Raw genomic sequence first — 15,637 nt, 5'->3', positions numbered from 1 at the left:
GAGCCTCCATGAAGATTCTTGTTTTGAACGCCAGTCCTAAGGGCAAAAACTCCACCACAGTCCATACAGCCTTATATTTGCAGGCCCTGCACCCCGAACATACTTTTACCATTCTTCCGGTGGGCCAGCGCCTCAAAAGCTATGAGAGGGATTTTGCTCCCCTGCGAGCGGAGCTGGAGCTGGCGGATCTGCTATTGTTCTGCTATCCGGTCTATACCTTTATTGCCCCCTATCAGCTTCACCGGCTCATTGAACTGATCAAAGCCGATGGCGTGGACCTCTCTGGAAAATTTGCCTCTCAAATTACCACCTCCAAGCATTTTTACGATGTGACCGCCCATCGATACGTGGAGGAGAATTGCTTTGACTTGGGAATGAAGGTGGTGCGTGGTCTGTCTGCCGACATGGACGACCTGCTCACCCAGCAGGGTCAGCGGGACGCCCGGAACTTTTTCGATCAGCTGCTGTTCTCCTGTGAACATGAGCTTCTCGTCACACCGCCCGCCAGAGCGCCTCAGCGAGTGAAAACCGTTTATCAGCCGGTACTCTCCTCCCCTTCCAAACGCAAGGACAAGGATGTAGTCATCGTCACCAATTGCGCTCCCGAAGATGAAAATCTGCAAAATATGATCGCTGATTTCCGTTCCGCTTTGCCTTTTGAAAGCCGGGTAGTCAATCTGCGGGACTTTCCCTTCTCCGGCGGCTGTCTTGGCTGCTTTGGCTGCGCAATTACCGGTAAGTGCGTCCACAAAGACGGATTTGACGAATTTTTGCGCAGCACCATTCAGACCGCCGACGCCTTTGTCTATGCCTTTACCATCTCGGACCACTACACCCACTCCAGCTTCAAGTGCTATGACGACCGGCAGTTTTGCAATGGTCACCGCACCGTCACCCACGGAACACCCATTGCCTATCTCATCAGCGGTGACTACCAGTATGAGAGTAATCTGCGTATGATCGTGGAGGGCCGCAGCGAGGTGGGCGGCAACTATCTGTGCGGCGTAGCCACCGACGAGGGAAATACAGCGGCAGACATTCAAGCTCTGGCCGATTCTCTGGCGTTTGCTCTGGAGAAAAAGCTCTCCCGGCCGGCTAATTTCTACGGTGTAGGCGGTATGAAGATCTTCCGTGACCTTATCTATGTCATGCAGGGCATGATGAAGGCCGACCACAAATTTTATAAAGCGCATGGCATCTACGATTTCCCTCAGAAGCAGAAAAAACGCATTTTGCAGATGAAGCTGGTTGGCGCTATGCTGGCCATCCCATCGGTACAGCAGAAAATGAAAGGACAGATGAATCAGTATATCATCGGTCCCTATCAAAAGGTCGTGGAGCGCGCAAAGGAGGAAGGCGCAAAATGAGCTTTACCCATATCGATCGTGAGCACTGGGCCCGCAAGGAGTATTTTGACCACTACTTTTCTCAGGTGCCCTGCACCTACAGCGCAGTATTTAAGCTGGACATCACCAGGCTTCTCCGGCAAGGGCAGAAGCTGTATCCAACCATGCTGTACCACATCGCTTCAGAGGTCAACTGTCGGGAGGAATTCCGCATGGCCATCGACGAGACGGGAGATCTGGGGTTCTACGACCGTGTGCACCCCTGCTATACTATTTTCCACAAGGACAGCGAGACATTTTCTAACCTCTGGACTGAGTACACCCCCGACTATGAAGTCTTCTGTGAAGCGTATCGGCTGGACATGGCTGAGTACGGTGGGAATCCAGGCATAGCATCCAAACCTGTTACGCCGGAAAATACCTTTCCCGTATCCATGCTCCCATGGGCCAGCTTTGAGGGATTTAATCTGAACCTGCAAAAGGGCTACACGTTCCTGCTGCCCATCTTTACCATGGGCAAGTACTATGAAGAGAGCGGCAAAACCCTGCTGCCCCTGGCAATCCAGGTTCACCATGCGGTATGTGACGGCTTCCACCTGTGTCGTTTTGTCAATAGCCTGCAGGCACGGCTGGATGGATCTAAAATTACCGAGGAGCATTGACATGCGGATTCTCATACTGGGCAACAGCTTCACCTTTACAAACAACATGCCCCAGACACTGGCCCAGCTGACCGGCGCGGAAGTGGTCCCCCACACCCGGGGCGGAGCACGGCTATCTGAGCATCTGAACCCCAAAACCAAACTAGGCGCGCAGACTCAGGCAGCCCTTGAATATGAACGCTGGGATTATGTGGTACTTCAGGAAATGAGCCATGGGCCTATTTCCTCCCCCAAAAGCTTCTTTTCCAGCGTGGAGCAGCTTTGCCGTCAAATCCGAAAAAATGGGGCCACTCCTATTCTCTATGCCACATGGGCCTACCAGAAGGGCGGAGCCAAGCTGGCGTCCAAGGGTTGGGACTATGATGAAATGGCTCGAGAAATGTATGAGGCGTACCACAGGGCCGCTCGGGAAAACCAAGCCCTCGTCGCCGATGTGGGGCAACGGTTTTACGAGTTGTCTGATACGCAAGACCTTTATGCCTCTGACGGCGTTCACCCCAATGAATCCGGTTCCCGCATCGCGGCGGAAACCATCGCCAGGGTCATTCAACAACACGAGGAGGACCAGTTATGATCCAAGACATCTGTAAAGACGAAGCGTTTCTGGCCCAGAAAGCAGAGCCTGCCACCCCGGATGATCTCCAGACCGCCGCCGATCTTCTGGAAACGCTGGAGCACCACAAGGATGGCTGTGTAGGTATGGCGGCCAATATGATCGGCGTAAATAAACGCATTATCGCCTTTGACAACGAAGGGACCTATATGGTCATGTTTAATCCGGAAATCATCAAAAAATCCGGACCTTATGACGCGGAGGAAGGCTGCCTTTCCCTTACCGGCATTCGCCCGGCCAAGCGCTGGAACTCTATAAAAGTACGCTGGCAAAATGAAAAGTTCCAGGAACGACTGAAGACCTTTACCGGCTGGACGGCCCAAATCATCCAGCACGAGATCGATCATTGCGAGGGGATCCTTATATGAAAAAGTGTAAGATCACCGTCATGCGTATCACCCAATATGAGGACCTGATGGCTCAATACGAAAACCCCATCTCCCACGCCTGCGATATGTCGGTGGGCCAGGTCTTCATCGCCAACGGCTGGGAGAAGCCCCAGGGCTTTTGTCAGAGCGCCTGGGACACTCTCTCCCCTTTTGTGCTGGCGCTGAGCCACGGAGGAACAAACTTTTACGATGGCTGGATGAAGAACCCCAGATCCGCCATGCTCTCATGCAACGACGGTTTTCGTCCGGTGAGCTTTCTGGTGGAGGCTCTGGACGAAGACGCGGATTGAGGAGGGCACACCATGTTTGAAAACAAAGTTGCGGTGGTCACCGGCGGCGCAAAGGGCATCGGCAAGGCCATTGCAGAGGAATTTCACCATGCGGGAGCCAAGGTATGCATCATTGATCTGCTTCCAAACGACTACTATATGGGTGATCTGGCCCAGCAGTCTGTTTTGGAGGACTTCGCCCGTAAGGTCATCGCCGACCACGGCCATGTGGACTTTCTGGTCAACAATGCCCTGCCGTTGATGAAGGGGATCGACACATGTACCTACGAAGAGTTCAACTACGCCCTGCGGGTGGGCGTCACCGCACCCTTCTATCTGACCAAGCTGTTCACACCCTACTTTGCACCTGGAGCGGCCATCGTAAATATCTCCTCTTCCCGTGACCGGATGAGCCAGCCCCAGACCGAAAGCTATACGGCGGCCAAGGGCGGCATTTCCGCCCTGACCCACGCTCTGGCGGTGAGTCTCGGCGGCAAGGTGCGGGTGAACTCCATCTCCCCCGGTTGGATCGATACCGACTATACCAGCTATGACGGACCAGACGCCTGTCAGCAGCCCGCCGGTCGGGTAGGCAATCCGCTGGACATTGCCAATATGGTGCTCTATCTCTGTTCAGACAAGGCAGGCTTCATCACCGGGGAAAACATCTGCATTGACGGCGGCATGACACGCCAGATGATCTACCACAACGACTTCGGCTGGAAGTTGGATAGAGGAGCATCTTCATGAAAACTGCTATTTGCTACTACTCCCGCCACCACGGGAACACTTTGAAGGTCCTGGAGGCCATGGCCCAGGAGGGTGAGGTAGACCTCATCGATGTGACTACTCGCCAGGCAGTCCGACTGAATGGATACGACTGCATCGGCCTTGCCTCCGGTATTTATGGTTTTGACTTTCAAAAGTCTGTGGTGGCGTTTGCCCGGCAGTATCTGCCTCAGGGGAAGCCTGTATTCTTCGTCTACACCTATGGCGGAGCCAAAGGCAACGGCGCGAAGGTCGCGGCGGAGGTCGCCAAGGAGAAAAATTGCCCGGTGCTGGGAGAATTCAGCTGCAAAGGCTACGACACCTTCGGTCCTTTCAAATTGGTAGGTGGAATCGCCAAGGGACACCCGAATGCACGGGAGCTGGAGCACGCTCGCTGCTTTTTCCGTCAGATACAAGACCGCTTGGGTTGAGCTACAAATGGGAGGCAATCATATGAAACTCGCTATTCTCTCAGATACCCACGGCCTGCTGCGGCCGGAGGTTGTGGAACAGCTGAAATCCGCCGATGCCATTCTCCATGGCGGAGATATCAACAAGCAGAGCATTGTGGATGTGCTGCGGCAATTTGCCCCGCTTTATATTGTCCGCGGCAACAACGACAAGGAGTGGGCGGAGACCATCCCCCACGACCTCACAGTCACCCTGGGCGGCGTGACCTTTTTTATGGTACACAACAAGAAAGAGCTTCCCGCAAAGCTCGACGGCGTGAATGTAGTGGTATTCGGCCACTCCCACAAGTACGTTCAGGAGGAAAAGGACGGTATTCTCTGGCTCAATCCCGGTTCCTGTGGCCCCCGTCGGTTTCATCAGGAGATCACTATGATGGTAGCGGAAGCGACAGACGGAACGCTCCGGGTGGAAAAAGTCACCATCCCCCACGAAGCAAAGTGATGGAACTGGGCCTGACCTTTCCCCTCCAGAGATTCCTGAAGGTAAAGACGCCGCCCTACGGCACAGAGCCGGACAGGCGGCTGTGTTGGGACCTGCATGTTATCGACCTGGGAGGATGTAAGTGCCTGCTGGCCGTCCACTGCCACAGCCGGTATACCTTTGTTCGCTACGATGTGTCGCCCCTCCAGTGGGCGGACATACCGGGGCTGTTCAGAGATGGGCTTCTCGAGAGTCTCATCTCCGCCGGGTTTGCCCCAAATCAAGCTGCGGAATATTTAAGTCAGTCAGGTGCTGCTGAGATCACCCGTACCCATGGCCGCCGGGAGGTGGCCTTCCTCAACCGTGCCTGGGAGGATGTACTGGCACTGGACCTGTGTCTGGATCGCACCAGCCAGGCGCAGCCCCTATTGGACCATGCCGTAAACACTCGTCCCAGCCGGTGCGTGGGCTCTGAGGGACTTGGGACAGGTCTGAAACGGATGTATGACACATTGGGCTGTGGCTAAAAAAGGATGTGTTGCTGAGATGAAGCTGCAGAGCTCTTTGGGCGTAATCAACTATCGTCTTTACGCCTCCCTTCTGGTCATGGGACTCTGCCCCGCAGTTTACACTGCCGTTCGCATCCATTTTTTGGGTCAGCTACCTGATCCGTGGTCCTACTCCATTGCAGGACAGCTCGGATGGGTAAATCTGGTCTATGAAATCATTCAGGAGGCCGTACTACTCCCTCTTTTTTACTTCATGGGTCAGGCAAAAAAGGATCTGCATACATTTTCTAATCGGGTCAGAAGCGGATTGCTTGTAACTGCCTGTATTTATGCGGTGATCTCTCTGCTGCTATGCGGCATGGTACGACCGCTGCTGCGCTGGATGGCAGTAGAGCCCGGCATGGCAGAGGCCTCAGCATCCTACATCTGTTTGGAGAGTTTCGCCAATAGCTTTGGTATGCTCTGTTCCTTTACGCTGGTAGCGTTGGTAACCTTGGGACAAGTAAAATTTCTTTATATTCTGACCCTATTTCGGCTGATTTTAAGTATATTCCTGGATTCTCTGCTGATCTCAACGTTTCCCTTCTCTCTCCGACTGGGAGTCAATGGAATCGGGTATTCCAACCTCATTGTTAACGGACTGCTGTTTATGGTATCCCTTTTCCTGCTCTCCAGGGAGGGCGTCCAGGTATTCTCCCGGTCAAAATTGTCCTTCGGCTGGATGAAGGAGTTTTTCAAAGTCGGAGGCATCTCCGGTCTGGAATCTTTTGTACGAAATATCGCCTACATGCTGATGATCGTGCGGATGGTGAATGTAGTCCAGGAGCAGGGCCTCTATTGGGTGGCAAACAACTTTATATGGGGTTGGCTTCTGCTGCCGGTCACACAGCTTGCAGAAGTGATCAAGCAGGAGGTTTCCGCAGATCCGTCGTCACTCCGAGTACGCTCACACGGATATTTCTTGCTCACAGGTGTGATTTGTATCCTCTGGGTCTGTACCATTCCTGCGTGGAAACCATTTATGAAATACGTTCTGGGCTACGCAGATGTGGACGCTTTATTCCGCCTGGTGATGCTTCTGCTGAGCTTTTATATGATATACGCCTTTCAGAACATATTTGATGCGGCCTTCTACGCTCTGGGTAAGACCAATTACATGCTGTTTGAATCTATTGTGACCAATGCGCTGTATTATGGCGGGGCGTTTATACTCTACCGGACCGGAATTTGGCTTCCCTCTCTGACTGGAATCGCGCTGCTGTTTGGCCTCGGCATCGCTTTCGACGGGATTGTATCCCTGGCAGCTTATCTATATTTGCTGAAAAAAGAGGGACGCCGACTGGAGATATGCCAAGCTGATCGGACAGCCTGATATGTCCGATCAAAGGAAGTCTCCATACATGCCGGAACTCCTTTCAATCTTGTTCGCCATCTTCCGCTTGAGTCAAATTGATAAAATGAGAGGAGACAGAACCTTGAATACAGAAGAATGTCTGATCTGCAAAGCACCACTGGAATACCTGGTCCGGGACGAGATCATGGAATGTGCTGTCTGCCATAAAAAAGAAGCCAGCAAGACCCGCTGCGTAAACGGACATTATGTGTGCAGTGACTGCCACACACAGGGTATGGACAGCATCTTTGGGCTGTGTCTCTCCGAGACTACCACCGACCCTATTGCGATCCTTCGGCGGATGATGGAGCTGCCGTTCTGCCACATGCACGGCCCCGAACACCATGTGATGGTAGGAGCTGCTCTGCTCACCGCCTACAAAAATGCCGGGGGTCAGCTGGATCTGGAGAATGCCCTTCGGGAAATGTATAGCCGGGGCAAGGCTGTCCCCGGGGGAGCCTGCGGCTTTTGGGGCGCCTGCGGAGCAGGGATCAGTACGGGACAATTCCTGGCCATCGTCACTCAATCCACACCCCTTGCCCGGGAGCCCTGGGGACTGAGCAACCAGATGACCGCCCGGGCCCTGGAAAGCATCGGCAAAGCTGGTGGCCCCCGGTGCTGCAAGCGGGACTCCTTTCTAGCTATTCTGGCCGCTGTAGACTTTGTCCTGGAACACCTTGGGGTGCAGATGGAGCATACCACGCCTGTCTGCTCATACAGCAGTCGGAACAACCAGTGTATCGGCAAACGGTGCCCGTTCTCGGCATACAGATAACCTTCACCTATGCGTGATAGCAGGGAGAATGTCAGGAAACCGGGCGAAAGTGACCGCTTCCCTTGGTAGATTTTTGGGGACGTACGCGGTATACTCAAACACAGAAACGCAGATCAGGAGGATACCGCAATGAGTTTGGGCAGCAGTTTATATCACGCACGAAAAAAGAGCGGGCTGACTCAGGAGGCCGTAGCCGAAAAGCTGGGGGTCAGCCGCCAGACCATCTCCAAATGGGAGACCAATGAGACCCTGCCTGACATCCGTCAGTCCAAGGGGTTGGCTATGCTCTACCACATGACACTGGACGAGCTGATCGAATACGATTTTGACGAACAGCAGGCCCAGCAGATGATCGAGAGCGTCAGCGATGAGGCCCAGGCCCGGATCGACTGGAGCAAGGTTTGGAGCAAAAAGTATCCGGTGCTGGCCACCTATCATCAAACGGTACGCATCGATGACTATGCCCCAGCCCTGCGGGAGATGCTCACCCAACTTCGGGTAGACTACGGTTACAACAACACCGATGCTATACTGGTGCTCAAGGATATCCTAGCCCGGGTTTGGAAGGGGCAGATGTAAGTTTTCTATCAGCGGCAAGGCCTTTCTTGCTGTCAGCGTACCCCCACCTGCTTTATAATCAAATCCCCCTACCCTGTGCTTACCAGTTACAGGGTAGGGGGATTTGGCATTTTATTGGCCGTTTGACAGCCGCAATTACGTTCTCAAAATCTGCTCCATCGCTTTTCCCTTGGCCAGCTCGTCCACCAGCTTGTCCAGATACCGGATCTCCCGCATCAGGGGATCCTCGATCGTTTCCACCCGAACACCACATACAGTTCCGGTGATAAGCGTCCGGTTAGGATTCATAGCAGGGGCATTGCGGAAGAAATCTCCGTAGCTGACATCAGACTGTTCCAATCGAGCGATATCTTCCGCTGTGTATCCGGTGAGCCATGTGGTCACCCGGTCTACCTCTTCCCTGCGGCGGCCTTTTTTCTCGGCCTTGTTCACCAGCAGAGGGTATAGCTTGGCAAAATGCATCTGCGTGACATCGGCACGGGGCACAGTATCAGCCTCCTAATTGGCTCTGGTCAAAGGCGAACAGAGCTTCATTGATCTCAAAGATATTGTAGTTCTGATGGGAGATGAAATACTCCGCAATGATATCGAATTTGCTGGCATGAGAGAATACAAAACCAGCTTTCCCCAGCATCTCACGGGCCTCCTCCAGAGGCAGCTCCAATGCGACGGCGAAGGCCATGGCAACAGGCTTGGAGGGTTTATAGTGGATATCTGACTGAATCGCACAGAAAAGACTGCTGTCAATGTTAGCCTTTTTATAGCATTGAGCGTCGGAAATGCCACACTCGTCCATCTTCCGCAGCAGCATTTGGGAAAAGGTCTCGTCCAGCTGACTCAAAGCCTGCTGCTCCTCCCCGCTGTGGGGATGCTCCGATCCATAACGTTCATCAATGAAGGCGGCGATATCATCAAACAGCGTTCCGCCAATGGTGTATGTTTTTCGATCAAAGATGACCAGATAGACATTCATATCCGTATCATGGGAAAGCAGAAAATCTGCAATCGTGTCCACTGCCACCTTGATCGCCCGGTCCTTGGGGTAGCCATACACTCCAGCAGAAATAAGCGGGAACGCCACTGTCGCACACTGATTAGCCAGAGCCAGCTCCAGTGAGGAGCGGTAGGCGGAGACCAGCAGTTCCCGCTCGCCGTTGGCCCCGCCCCGCCAGATAGGACCTACGGTATGAATCACGAACTTAGCGGGCAGTCGATAACCTTTGGTGATCTTGGCCTGTCCTGTTTTACAGCCGCCCAGCGTGCGGCACTCCTTCAGCAGGTCCGGCCCGGCAGCCTGATGGATAGCGCCGTCCACGCCCCCGCCGCCCAATAAACTCTCATTGGCGGCGTTGACAATGGCGTCCATTTTCATCGTAGTAATATCATTTTGCACAATATACAGGGACATAGCGGCACCTCCTCACTTGTTGCCTCATCATACCATGAATATCCCCTTCTTGCAAGGAAGGCCCCTCCCAGCAAAGAGTGTGCGGAAGCAAGAAGTACTTGACAAATAAGCGCACAGCTCTATAATGAACAATGTTCATATTGAGGTGATCGAATGAATACCATTGTCACATCAAAAGAAGATATCCTGAAGACCAGCCGAGAACTGATTCGCCAAAAAGGCGGATCTGCAATCAATATCCGCTCAGTGGCGGCAGCCTGTGGTGTGTCGGTAGGTTCCATCTACAACTATTTTGATTCCAAGGCCGATCTGATTGGTGCCGCAGTGGAAAGCGTCTGGCGTGAGATCTTCCATCAGCCGGAGGATGACACTGTGTTCCAGGACACCCAATCTTGTATTACCTGGCTGTACCAACGGATGGAATATGGTTGTAAGCAGTATCCCGGATTTTTTACCCTCCATTCCCTGGGCTTCATGGGAGAGGATAAATCGGATGGGAAACGGCGGATGCAGCAGACCTGGAAGCACATGTTAAATGGACTGCATTCCGTTTTACAGCGGGATACCAAAATCCGGCCGAATGCCTTCACTGAACAATTTACGGCGGAAAAATTTGCGGACCTTCTGTTCTCCCTGATGCTGTCCGCACTGCTGCGGCAGGATTTTGACCCTACCGCAGTACTGGAGATCGTCCGCAGGACCCTCTATTAAAATTCCCACAGAACTGTGGGAATTTTATACCCCGGAAACTGAACATCGTTCACTTAAAGGAGACATATGATGAAAGTAAAGCGGAACACCCTGTTGCTCCTGGCCTGCCTGGTGTGGAGCGCGGCAGGCTTCAACATCCTTCGCATCGGCTTAATGGCCTATCCGGCCTATCTCTCAGTACTGAATTGCCTGCTGTCTCTGCTGGTTTTTGCCGTATTTCAGCGTTTTATCTTTGGCAAGCTGGTAAAAAAGCACACCACCAGAATTACTGCCTATCTGGAGGAACGGCACTTCTTTTTGAAGTTCTTTGACGGAAAAGCTTTCGCTATCATGGCAGTGATGATGACAGGTGGAATTGGACTGCGGGTAAGCGGCCTTGCACCGGAACGGTTCATCGCCGTTTTCTATACCGGCTTGGGCGCAGCCCTTTTGCTGGCCGGTCTGCTGTTTGGGCGCAACTATACCAAGGCATTCCTTGCCGCAGCCACCTCTCAAAAAGACATTACACAAAAAGGAGCGTAAACAATGCAGGCAATCATGGAAACTCTGTTTGACGCCGTCTATCTGACCTCAGTCATTACGATCGGCATTCTGATGATCCGGGGCTGCAAGGGAGATCGTCAGTTACGGTTGTTCGGTATTATGGGGGTAGTTCTGGGCGCAGGTGACGCATTCCACTTAGTTCCCCGGGCGGTCGCCCTGTGTACCACAGGCCTTGAAAACTACACCGTCCCTCTGGGGCTGGGAAAGTGGATCACCTCTGTCACCATGACGATTTTCTATGTGCTGCTCTACTATGTATGGCGGCAGCGGTACCGCATCAAGGGCCAAGTTGGCCTGACTGCAGCGGTGTATGTGTTGGCCGGTCTGCGCATCCTGCTGTGCATGATGCCCCAGAATCAGTGGCTCAGTGCCGACGCGCCCCTCTCCTGGGGCATCTGGCGCAACATCCCCTTTGCCCTGCTGGGCCTGCTTGTGATCGTACTGTTCTATCGGAGTGCTAAAAAACACGGAGATCAGGCGTTTCGCTGGATGTGGCTGACCATTGTGCTGAGCTTTGGATTTTATATCCCGGTTGTGCTGTGGGCAGACACCATTCCCATGATCGGAATGCTCATGATTCCTAAGACCTGCGCCTATGTCTGGACCATACTCATTGGGTATTTTGCCATGAAGCAGGAATGCAAATAAGGAACAAATAACTTTAGCGATTGCCCATGGGCATGGCTTTGCCAGCCAATCCACCCTCTCCTAGTTAAAGCCCTTTGGAAAGCTGTCTCTCTTATGCTATACTGATAGCAAGGAGTGATCTGTATGCCGATACTAGGTGCTGTCATAACCCCTCACCCGCCCGTACTGCTGCCTGAAGTGGGCAGAGGCCGGGAGCAGGAAATCCGGGTCATAGGTCAGGCCATGTGCACCGCAGCCGAGCAGGTGGCCAAATGGAAGCCAGATGTACTTGTTGTAGCTTCACCCCACACCATTTTGTATGGAGACTATTTCCATATTGCCCCTGGCAGCGGTGCGACGGGCGATATGTCTGCTTTTGGAGCACCCCAGGTCCGCCTGGAAGCAGAATATGACGCTCCGCTGCGGGAAGAAATCATACGTCTGGCCCAAGCCGCAGATCTGGAAGCCGGCACTCTGGGGCAGCGTGACCCGGCTCTGGACCACGGTATTTTGATCCCCCTCTACTTTCTGCGTAAAGCGGGGATCACTTGTCCTATCGTCCGGATGGGGCTGTCCGGCTTTTCGCCTCAGGACCACTACCGGCTGGGACAGTGTGTGGCAAAAGCCGTCGAAAGACTGGGGCGCCGGGCTGTATTTGTTGCCAGCGGTGATCTCTCCCACAAGCTGAAAGCAGACGGTCCCTACGGCTTTGCGCCGGAAGGGCCGACATTTGACAAGGCTGTCACTCAGGCCATGTCATCCGGGGATTTTATGCAGTTTCTCACCATGGATCCATCTCTCTGCCAGCGCGCCGCCGAATGCGGTTTACGTTCCTTCCAGATGATGGCGGGGGCTTTGGATAGTCTGGCGGTAAATCCCCAGCTGCTGAGCTATGAGGGCACCTTTGGCGTAGGTTATGCAGTGGCTCTCTTCCCGGTGACGGGCAAGGATGCGAGCAGATGTTACTTCAATGGCTGTGAGGCCGCTCAGCGGACCAGGCTGGAGGAGCGCCTTTCCAAGGAAGACCCCTGGGTACAACTGGCCCGCCTGTCGCTGGAAACCTATGTGCGTACCGGCCACCGGCTGGATCGGCTGCCCGCTGACTTACCCCAGGAGCTGACCAGCCAGACCGCAGGCACGTTTGTCTCCCTGCACATGAATGGAAACCTGAGAGGCTGCATCGGCACCTTCACCCCCACTCAGCCCAATGTAGCCCGGGAGATCATTCAGAATGCTGTGTCCGCCTGCTCCCGGGACCCACGGTTTTCACCTGTACGAATCAGCGAACTGGATAAACTGGAATACAGTGTGGATGTATTGAGCCCACCTGAACCGGTAGACTCTCCAGCTCAGTTGGATCCCAGGCAGTATGGCGTCATTGTCAGCTATGGTCACCGACGCGGGCTGCTGCTGCCAGACTTGGACGGCGTAGACACAGTGGAGCAGCAGCTGGAAATCGCACGACAGAAGGGCGGTATTCGCGCTAAGGACCCCTATCAAATCCAGCGTTTTAGGGTGGTGCGGCACTTATGAGTATTCCATGCAGGCTCTGCTTCCATCACTGCAGGCTGGACGAAGGACAGATCGGCCTGTGTCGGGCGCGGGCCAACCAAAACGGCCAGATCGTTCCACTGAACTACGGCAAGCTGACCGCGCTGGCTCTGGATCCGGTTGAGAAAAAGCCCCTGCGTCGGTTCCACCCCGGCAGTATGGTTCTGTCCGTAGGCAGCTTCGGCTGCAATCTGGACTGTCCCTTCTGCCAAAATTGGGAGATCGCGGCGGCCGGGCCGGAGAACCCCACACAGGATGTTTCGCCGGAAGAGCTGGCGCGAGAGGCTGTCCAACTGCGCAGTCAGGGTAATATCGGCGTAGCTTACACTTATAACGAACCCCTGGTGGGCTATGAGTACGTGCGAGACTGTGCCGCACTGGTTCATGACGCCGGAATGCTCAATATCCTGGTGACCAACGGCACCATTGAAGAGGAGCCATGGTTGGCTCTGCTGCCTTTCCTTGATGCGATAAACATCGACCTAAAGGGATTCCGCGAGGAATGGTACCGTACACTGGGCGGAGATTTGGAGACAGTCAAGCGCTCCATCGCTATGGCAGCCGGCCGCTGCCATGTAGAAGTCACCACTTTGATCGTGCCAGGTAAGAACGACAACGCAGACGAGATGCGCGCCTTGTCCAGCTGGCTCGCATCCATCAGTCCGGACATTCCCCTGCACGTCTCCCGCTTTTTCCCTCGCCATCAAATGACCGGCCAACCACCCACACCGGTGGAAACCATCTACCGACTGGCCGAAACGGCGCGGAAAAACCTGCACTTTGTATATACGGGAAATTGCTGAAAACCAATGCAAATGGGTGAACTTGCAGGCAATACGGCAGCCAGTTCAAATAATCAAGCAAATAAAAGATAGCGGGCAGACATTTCCCTGTCTGCCCGCTTCATCCGATTTCTGTCATACGCTTTTCTGCTTGGCACAGTGCGGGTAACCGGGTTAAGACCATACCAGGAGCCGCGCTGCTTAGCGTGATATTCGCGCTGTTTTTTCTTGCTCTGCTTCTTCAATGGAACCATCCGCATCATATGTACGATTTCCTCCTTTCCCTGTCCCGGCAAAAGTATAACAACTGCGTTACAGTTTCCTCACAAGCCTTGCGCTCCGGCAATAAATGGGCTATAGTTATGGTCCCACCCCACCAATCTGAACGGCAAGAATGGAGGCGGTCTTTATGCCGGTCATCCGGTTTCCGGTCATCGATCCTGTTGCCACCGGGGCAAATATAACCCGGCTGCGCAGGGAGCGCGGTTTTACCGTCCGGGACCTTCAGCAATTCTTTGGCTTTGAGGAGCCGCAGGCAATTTATAAATGGCAGCGAGGACAGAGCCTGCCGAACATCGACAACCTTTACGCACTCAGCGCTCTGTTTCAGGTCTCCATGAACGAGATCTTGGTCTCCGCCCATATCAATACTCGTTTTGAGCAGCAGGCTTCGGCCTGCTGCTCAAAGCATATTCTGGCCCTTTTCTTTCAGGTACAGGGGGTATGGCAAAACTTTATCACCGCTTAGACCCTTATCCGCCGGGATTTCGATGGTCGCCCTCTGTCAGGCAGCAGGTCGGCCACACGGCTCCCCGGACGACTTCATTCTAAAACATATCATCAGGCGAACCTGGAAAAATGGAGACGTATGTTCGGGGTCGTGCAGGATCAAGTTTGCGAAAAAAGAAATCACGGAATGGCAGCGAGCACAGCACAAGGCAGATGGCGAAACTAGCAAGCACGCTGAGCATTCAGCGGCTGTCTCCTCATAAAGCATTTGACTTCTCTGTAAAATACGCAGCATCATAATTCATCTGCGTCTGAACCGGCCGTCACAGTGCTTCCATTTTGCCATACCCGCTATGCCCGAAAGCATAGCAGGCTGATTACGCCCCAAGCTTATCAATAAAGTCGGTCAGGATCGTATCAAAGCTGTCATTGGGGTCAAAGGGAGTCACATAGTCCACCTCTGTATTGACCAGGCATTTGTCCATATCCATAGAGCAGGCATCGGATTTTTTGCCCAGAGAGGCCGCCAACGCACGGATTTTGTTCCGGTCAAAGTCAATGGTAATGACCTGCTTGGCATCACAGCGGTAAGTAACCTGGTTTCCCTCCCCGTTGAACCGATAACCGGAGCCGCCGCCCGGAATGGTTTTCTCACTGTTGCGCAGGGCGGTCATACTGCGAAAAACCCTTGCCAGAGCCTGCCGTTGGCGGTTCAGACCCACTTCACTGTCCATATCAAAGGTCAGCTTTCCCTTGGCGTCACGGATTGCCATGCTGAGCTTCTCCCGCTCCTCCAGCATGGCCATGAGGAAGTTCGCGATCTCATTGGCATGTCCGGCATATTCACTGGGGGCGCTCTCCTCCACAACAACATCCTGCGCGTCACTCATCACCTTGCTGCGCAGGTGCGTCGTTTTGACCTTGAGGACATTTCGTTGATCCTCCAGAATGTCTATCGCCTGCAACATAACGGACTGGAGCTTGTTCTGGACACGAAACGCATCTTTCAGATTCATGCAGCTTACCTCCCTTGACTCTTTCTGCACTCATCATAGTCCAAAACATCACGTCTGTCATTGAACTGCTGGTTTA

General features: G+C 53.7%; 22 protein-coding genes. 18 read left to right on the top strand and 4 right to left on the bottom strand.

Annotated features, from left to right (window positions below):
* Positions 1 to 8 precede the first annotated feature (8 nt).
* From ACTNB1_RS01800 to ACTNB1_RS01745, 12 genes are all read left to right on the top strand, one after another.
* Positions 9 to 1,367 carry an NAD(P)H-dependent oxidoreductase gene (locus ACTNB1_RS01800; protein WP_441167566.1) on the top strand — a complete coding sequence of 453 codons (1,359 nt, stop codon included), beginning with the start codon at positions 9 to 11 and terminating at the stop codon, positions 1,365 to 1,367.
* Positions 1,364 to 2,008, top strand: coding sequence for a type A chloramphenicol O-acetyltransferase (gene catA / locus ACTNB1_RS01795; protein WP_441167565.1), 645 nt, complete (start codon positions 1,364 to 1,366; stop codon positions 2,006 to 2,008). The genes ACTNB1_RS01800 and catA overlap by 4 nt, the downstream gene beginning before the upstream one ends.
* A 1-nt stretch (position 2,009) precedes the next feature.
* Positions 2,010 to 2,582, top strand: a complete 573-nt coding sequence (locus ACTNB1_RS01790; protein ID WP_441167564.1) for an SGNH/GDSL hydrolase family protein — start codon at positions 2,010 to 2,012, stop codon at positions 2,580 to 2,582.
* A complete protein-coding gene (locus ACTNB1_RS01785; protein ID WP_441167563.1) occupies positions 2,579 to 2,989 on the top strand; it encodes a peptide deformylase in 411 nt (136 codons plus the stop codon). Before ACTNB1_RS01790 ends, ACTNB1_RS01785 begins: the two co-directional genes overlap by 4 nt.
* The gene (locus ACTNB1_RS01780; RefSeq protein ID WP_441167562.1) at positions 2,986 to 3,300 is read left to right on the top strand and encodes a TIGR04076 family protein; all 315 of its coding nucleotides are present in this window, start codon (positions 2,986 to 2,988) and stop codon (positions 3,298 to 3,300) included. The genes ACTNB1_RS01785 and ACTNB1_RS01780 overlap by 4 nt, the downstream gene beginning before the upstream one ends.
* 12 nt (positions 3,301 to 3,312) lie before the next feature.
* Complete coding sequence (locus ACTNB1_RS01775) at positions 3,313 to 4,029, top strand: SDR family oxidoreductase (RefSeq protein WP_441167561.1); 717 nt, start codon at positions 3,313 to 3,315, stop codon at positions 4,027 to 4,029.
* Entirely contained in the window at positions 4,026 to 4,478 is a 453-nt protein-coding gene (locus ACTNB1_RS01770; protein WP_441167560.1) for a flavodoxin domain-containing protein, read from the top strand. The genes ACTNB1_RS01775 and ACTNB1_RS01770 overlap by 4 nt, the downstream gene beginning before the upstream one ends.
* Before the next feature lie 22 nt (positions 4,479 to 4,500).
* Complete coding sequence (locus tag ACTNB1_RS01765; protein WP_441167559.1) at positions 4,501 to 4,959, top strand: metallophosphoesterase family protein; 459 nt, start codon at positions 4,501 to 4,503, stop codon at positions 4,957 to 4,959.
* On the top strand, positions 4,959 to 5,465 hold the full coding sequence (locus ACTNB1_RS01760; protein WP_441167558.1) for a DUF6933 domain-containing protein: 507 nt from the start codon (positions 4,959 to 4,961) through the stop codon (positions 5,463 to 5,465). Before ACTNB1_RS01765 ends, ACTNB1_RS01760 begins: the two co-directional genes overlap by 1 nt.
* 19 nt (positions 5,466 to 5,484) lie before the next feature.
* On the top strand, positions 5,485 to 6,819 hold the full coding sequence (locus tag ACTNB1_RS01755; RefSeq protein WP_441167557.1) for an MATE family Na+-driven efflux transporter: 1,335 nt from the start codon (positions 5,485 to 5,487) through the stop codon (positions 6,817 to 6,819).
* Between the two features lie 103 nt (positions 6,820 to 6,922).
* Positions 6,923 to 7,615 carry a DUF5714 domain-containing protein gene (locus tag ACTNB1_RS01750; protein WP_441167556.1) on the top strand — a complete coding sequence of 231 codons (693 nt, stop codon included), beginning with the start codon at positions 6,923 to 6,925 and terminating at the stop codon, positions 7,613 to 7,615.
* Positions 7,616 to 7,744: 129 nt separating this feature from the next.
* Positions 7,745 to 8,194 carry a helix-turn-helix transcriptional regulator gene (locus tag ACTNB1_RS01745; protein WP_441167555.1) on the top strand — a complete coding sequence of 150 codons (450 nt, stop codon included), beginning with the start codon at positions 7,745 to 7,747 and terminating at the stop codon, positions 8,192 to 8,194.
* A gap of 135 nt (positions 8,195 to 8,329) precedes the next feature.
* On the opposite strand, the gene ACTNB1_RS01740 is transcribed toward ACTNB1_RS01745, so the two are convergent.
* Positions 8,330 to 8,680: a DUF2200 domain-containing protein gene (locus tag ACTNB1_RS01740; RefSeq protein WP_441167554.1), complete on the bottom strand. Its 351-nt coding sequence runs from the start codon at positions 8,678 to 8,680 to the stop codon at positions 8,330 to 8,332.
* A gap of 4 nt (positions 8,681 to 8,684) precedes the next feature.
* The gene (locus ACTNB1_RS01735) at positions 8,685 to 9,602 is read right to left on the bottom strand and encodes an O-acetyl-ADP-ribose deacetylase (protein ID WP_441167553.1); all 918 of its coding nucleotides are present in this window, start codon (positions 9,600 to 9,602) and stop codon (positions 8,685 to 8,687) included.
* Between the two features lie 153 nt (positions 9,603 to 9,755).
* On the opposite strand from ACTNB1_RS01735, the gene ACTNB1_RS01730 reads away from it, so the two are divergent.
* From ACTNB1_RS01730 to amrS, 5 genes are all read left to right on the top strand, one after another.
* On the top strand, positions 9,756 to 10,313 hold the full coding sequence (locus ACTNB1_RS01730) for a TetR/AcrR family transcriptional regulator (RefSeq protein ID WP_441167552.1): 558 nt from the start codon (positions 9,756 to 9,758) through the stop codon (positions 10,311 to 10,313).
* Between the two features lie 69 nt (positions 10,314 to 10,382).
* The gene (locus ACTNB1_RS01725; protein WP_441167551.1) at positions 10,383 to 10,835 is read left to right on the top strand and encodes a hypothetical protein; all 453 of its coding nucleotides are present in this window, start codon (positions 10,383 to 10,385) and stop codon (positions 10,833 to 10,835) included.
* A 3-nt stretch (positions 10,836 to 10,838) separates the two neighbouring features.
* The gene (locus ACTNB1_RS01720; protein ID WP_441167550.1) at positions 10,839 to 11,504 is read left to right on the top strand and encodes a hypothetical protein; all 666 of its coding nucleotides are present in this window, start codon (positions 10,839 to 10,841) and stop codon (positions 11,502 to 11,504) included.
* 123 nt (positions 11,505 to 11,627) lie between these two features.
* Positions 11,628 to 13,016 carry an AmmeMemoRadiSam system protein A gene (amrA, locus tag ACTNB1_RS01715; protein WP_441167549.1) on the top strand — a complete coding sequence of 463 codons (1,389 nt, stop codon included), beginning with the start codon at positions 11,628 to 11,630 and terminating at the stop codon, positions 13,014 to 13,016.
* On the top strand, positions 13,013 to 13,837 hold the full coding sequence (amrS, locus tag ACTNB1_RS01710) for an AmmeMemoRadiSam system radical SAM enzyme (protein ID WP_441167548.1): 825 nt from the start codon (positions 13,013 to 13,015) through the stop codon (positions 13,835 to 13,837). The genes amrA and amrS overlap by 4 nt, the downstream gene beginning before the upstream one ends.
* 53 nt (positions 13,838 to 13,890) lie before the next feature.
* On the opposite strand, the gene ACTNB1_RS01705 is transcribed toward amrS, so the two are convergent.
* Positions 13,891 to 14,079: a hypothetical protein gene (locus ACTNB1_RS01705; RefSeq protein WP_441167547.1), complete on the bottom strand. Its 189-nt coding sequence runs from the start codon at positions 14,077 to 14,079 to the stop codon at positions 13,891 to 13,893.
* A gap of 146 nt (positions 14,080 to 14,225) precedes the next feature.
* Between ACTNB1_RS01705 and ACTNB1_RS01700 the strand changes: the two genes are divergently transcribed.
* Positions 14,226 to 14,564 carry a helix-turn-helix domain-containing protein gene (locus tag ACTNB1_RS01700; RefSeq protein WP_441167546.1) on the top strand — a complete coding sequence of 113 codons (339 nt, stop codon included), beginning with the start codon at positions 14,226 to 14,228 and terminating at the stop codon, positions 14,562 to 14,564.
* Positions 14,565 to 14,922: 358 nt separating this feature from the next.
* Here ACTNB1_RS01700 and ACTNB1_RS01695 read toward each other — a convergent pair whose 3' ends face one another.
* Positions 14,923 to 15,561 carry a hypothetical protein gene (locus tag ACTNB1_RS01695; RefSeq protein WP_441167545.1) on the bottom strand — a complete coding sequence of 213 codons (639 nt, stop codon included), beginning with the start codon at positions 15,559 to 15,561 and terminating at the stop codon, positions 14,923 to 14,925.
* Positions 15,562 to 15,637: the final 76 nt, after the last annotated feature.

This window comes from Flavonifractor sp. HCP28S3_F3, from assembly GCF_052065355.1.
GTDB lineage: Bacteria > Bacillota > Clostridia > Oscillospirales > Oscillospiraceae > Flavonifractor.
This window is presented reverse-complemented; position numbering and strand designations above follow the sequence as displayed.

What these genes read in the sequence shown, in the direction of transcription:
- ACTNB1_RS01800 (WP_441167566.1), top strand. Translation starts at nt 9, where the DNA reads ATGAAGATTCTTGTTTTGAACGCCAGTCCTAAGGGCAAAAACTCCACC.
- catA (WP_441167565.1), top strand. Translation starts at nt 1,364, where the DNA reads ATGAGCTTTACCCATATCGATCGTGAGCACTGGGCCCGCAAGGAGTAT.
- ACTNB1_RS01790 (WP_441167564.1), top strand. Translation starts at nt 2,010, where the DNA reads ATGCGGATTCTCATACTGGGCAACAGCTTCACCTTTACAAACAACATG.
- ACTNB1_RS01785 (WP_441167563.1), top strand. Translation starts at nt 2,579, where the DNA reads ATGATCCAAGACATCTGTAAAGACGAAGCGTTTCTGGCCCAGAAAGCA.
- ACTNB1_RS01780 (WP_441167562.1), top strand. Translation starts at nt 2,986, where the DNA reads ATGAAAAAGTGTAAGATCACCGTCATGCGTATCACCCAATATGAGGAC.
- ACTNB1_RS01775 (WP_441167561.1), top strand. Translation starts at nt 3,313, where the DNA reads ATGTTTGAAAACAAAGTTGCGGTGGTCACCGGCGGCGCAAAGGGCATC.
- ACTNB1_RS01770 (WP_441167560.1), top strand. Translation starts at nt 4,026, where the DNA reads ATGAAAACTGCTATTTGCTACTACTCCCGCCACCACGGGAACACTTTG.
- ACTNB1_RS01765 (WP_441167559.1), top strand. Translation starts at nt 4,501, where the DNA reads ATGAAACTCGCTATTCTCTCAGATACCCACGGCCTGCTGCGGCCGGAG.
- ACTNB1_RS01760 (WP_441167558.1), top strand. Translation starts at nt 4,959, where the DNA reads ATGGAACTGGGCCTGACCTTTCCCCTCCAGAGATTCCTGAAGGTAAAG.
- ACTNB1_RS01755 (WP_441167557.1), top strand. Translation starts at nt 5,485, where the DNA reads ATGAAGCTGCAGAGCTCTTTGGGCGTAATCAACTATCGTCTTTACGCC.
- ACTNB1_RS01745 (WP_441167555.1), top strand. Translation starts at nt 7,745, where the DNA reads ATGAGTTTGGGCAGCAGTTTATATCACGCACGAAAAAAGAGCGGGCTG.
- ACTNB1_RS01735 (WP_441167553.1), bottom strand. Translation starts at nt 9,602, where the DNA reads ATGTCCCTGTATATTGTGCAAAATGATATTACTACGATGAAAATGGAC.
- ACTNB1_RS01730 (WP_441167552.1), top strand. Translation starts at nt 9,756, where the DNA reads ATGAATACCATTGTCACATCAAAAGAAGATATCCTGAAGACCAGCCGA.
- ACTNB1_RS01725 (WP_441167551.1), top strand. Translation starts at nt 10,383, where the DNA reads ATGAAAGTAAAGCGGAACACCCTGTTGCTCCTGGCCTGCCTGGTGTGG.
- ACTNB1_RS01720 (WP_441167550.1), top strand. Translation starts at nt 10,839, where the DNA reads ATGCAGGCAATCATGGAAACTCTGTTTGACGCCGTCTATCTGACCTCA.
- amrA (WP_441167549.1), top strand. Translation starts at nt 11,628, where the DNA reads ATGCCGATACTAGGTGCTGTCATAACCCCTCACCCGCCCGTACTGCTG.
- amrS (WP_441167548.1), top strand. Translation starts at nt 13,013, where the DNA reads ATGAGTATTCCATGCAGGCTCTGCTTCCATCACTGCAGGCTGGACGAA.
- ACTNB1_RS01705 (WP_441167547.1), bottom strand. Translation starts at nt 14,079, where the DNA reads ATGATGCGGATGGTTCCATTGAAGAAGCAGAGCAAGAAAAAACAGCGC.
- ACTNB1_RS01700 (WP_441167546.1), top strand. Translation starts at nt 14,226, where the DNA reads ATGCCGGTCATCCGGTTTCCGGTCATCGATCCTGTTGCCACCGGGGCA.
- ACTNB1_RS01695 (WP_441167545.1), bottom strand. Translation starts at nt 15,561, where the DNA reads ATGAATCTGAAAGATGCGTTTCGTGTCCAGAACAAGCTCCAGTCCGTT.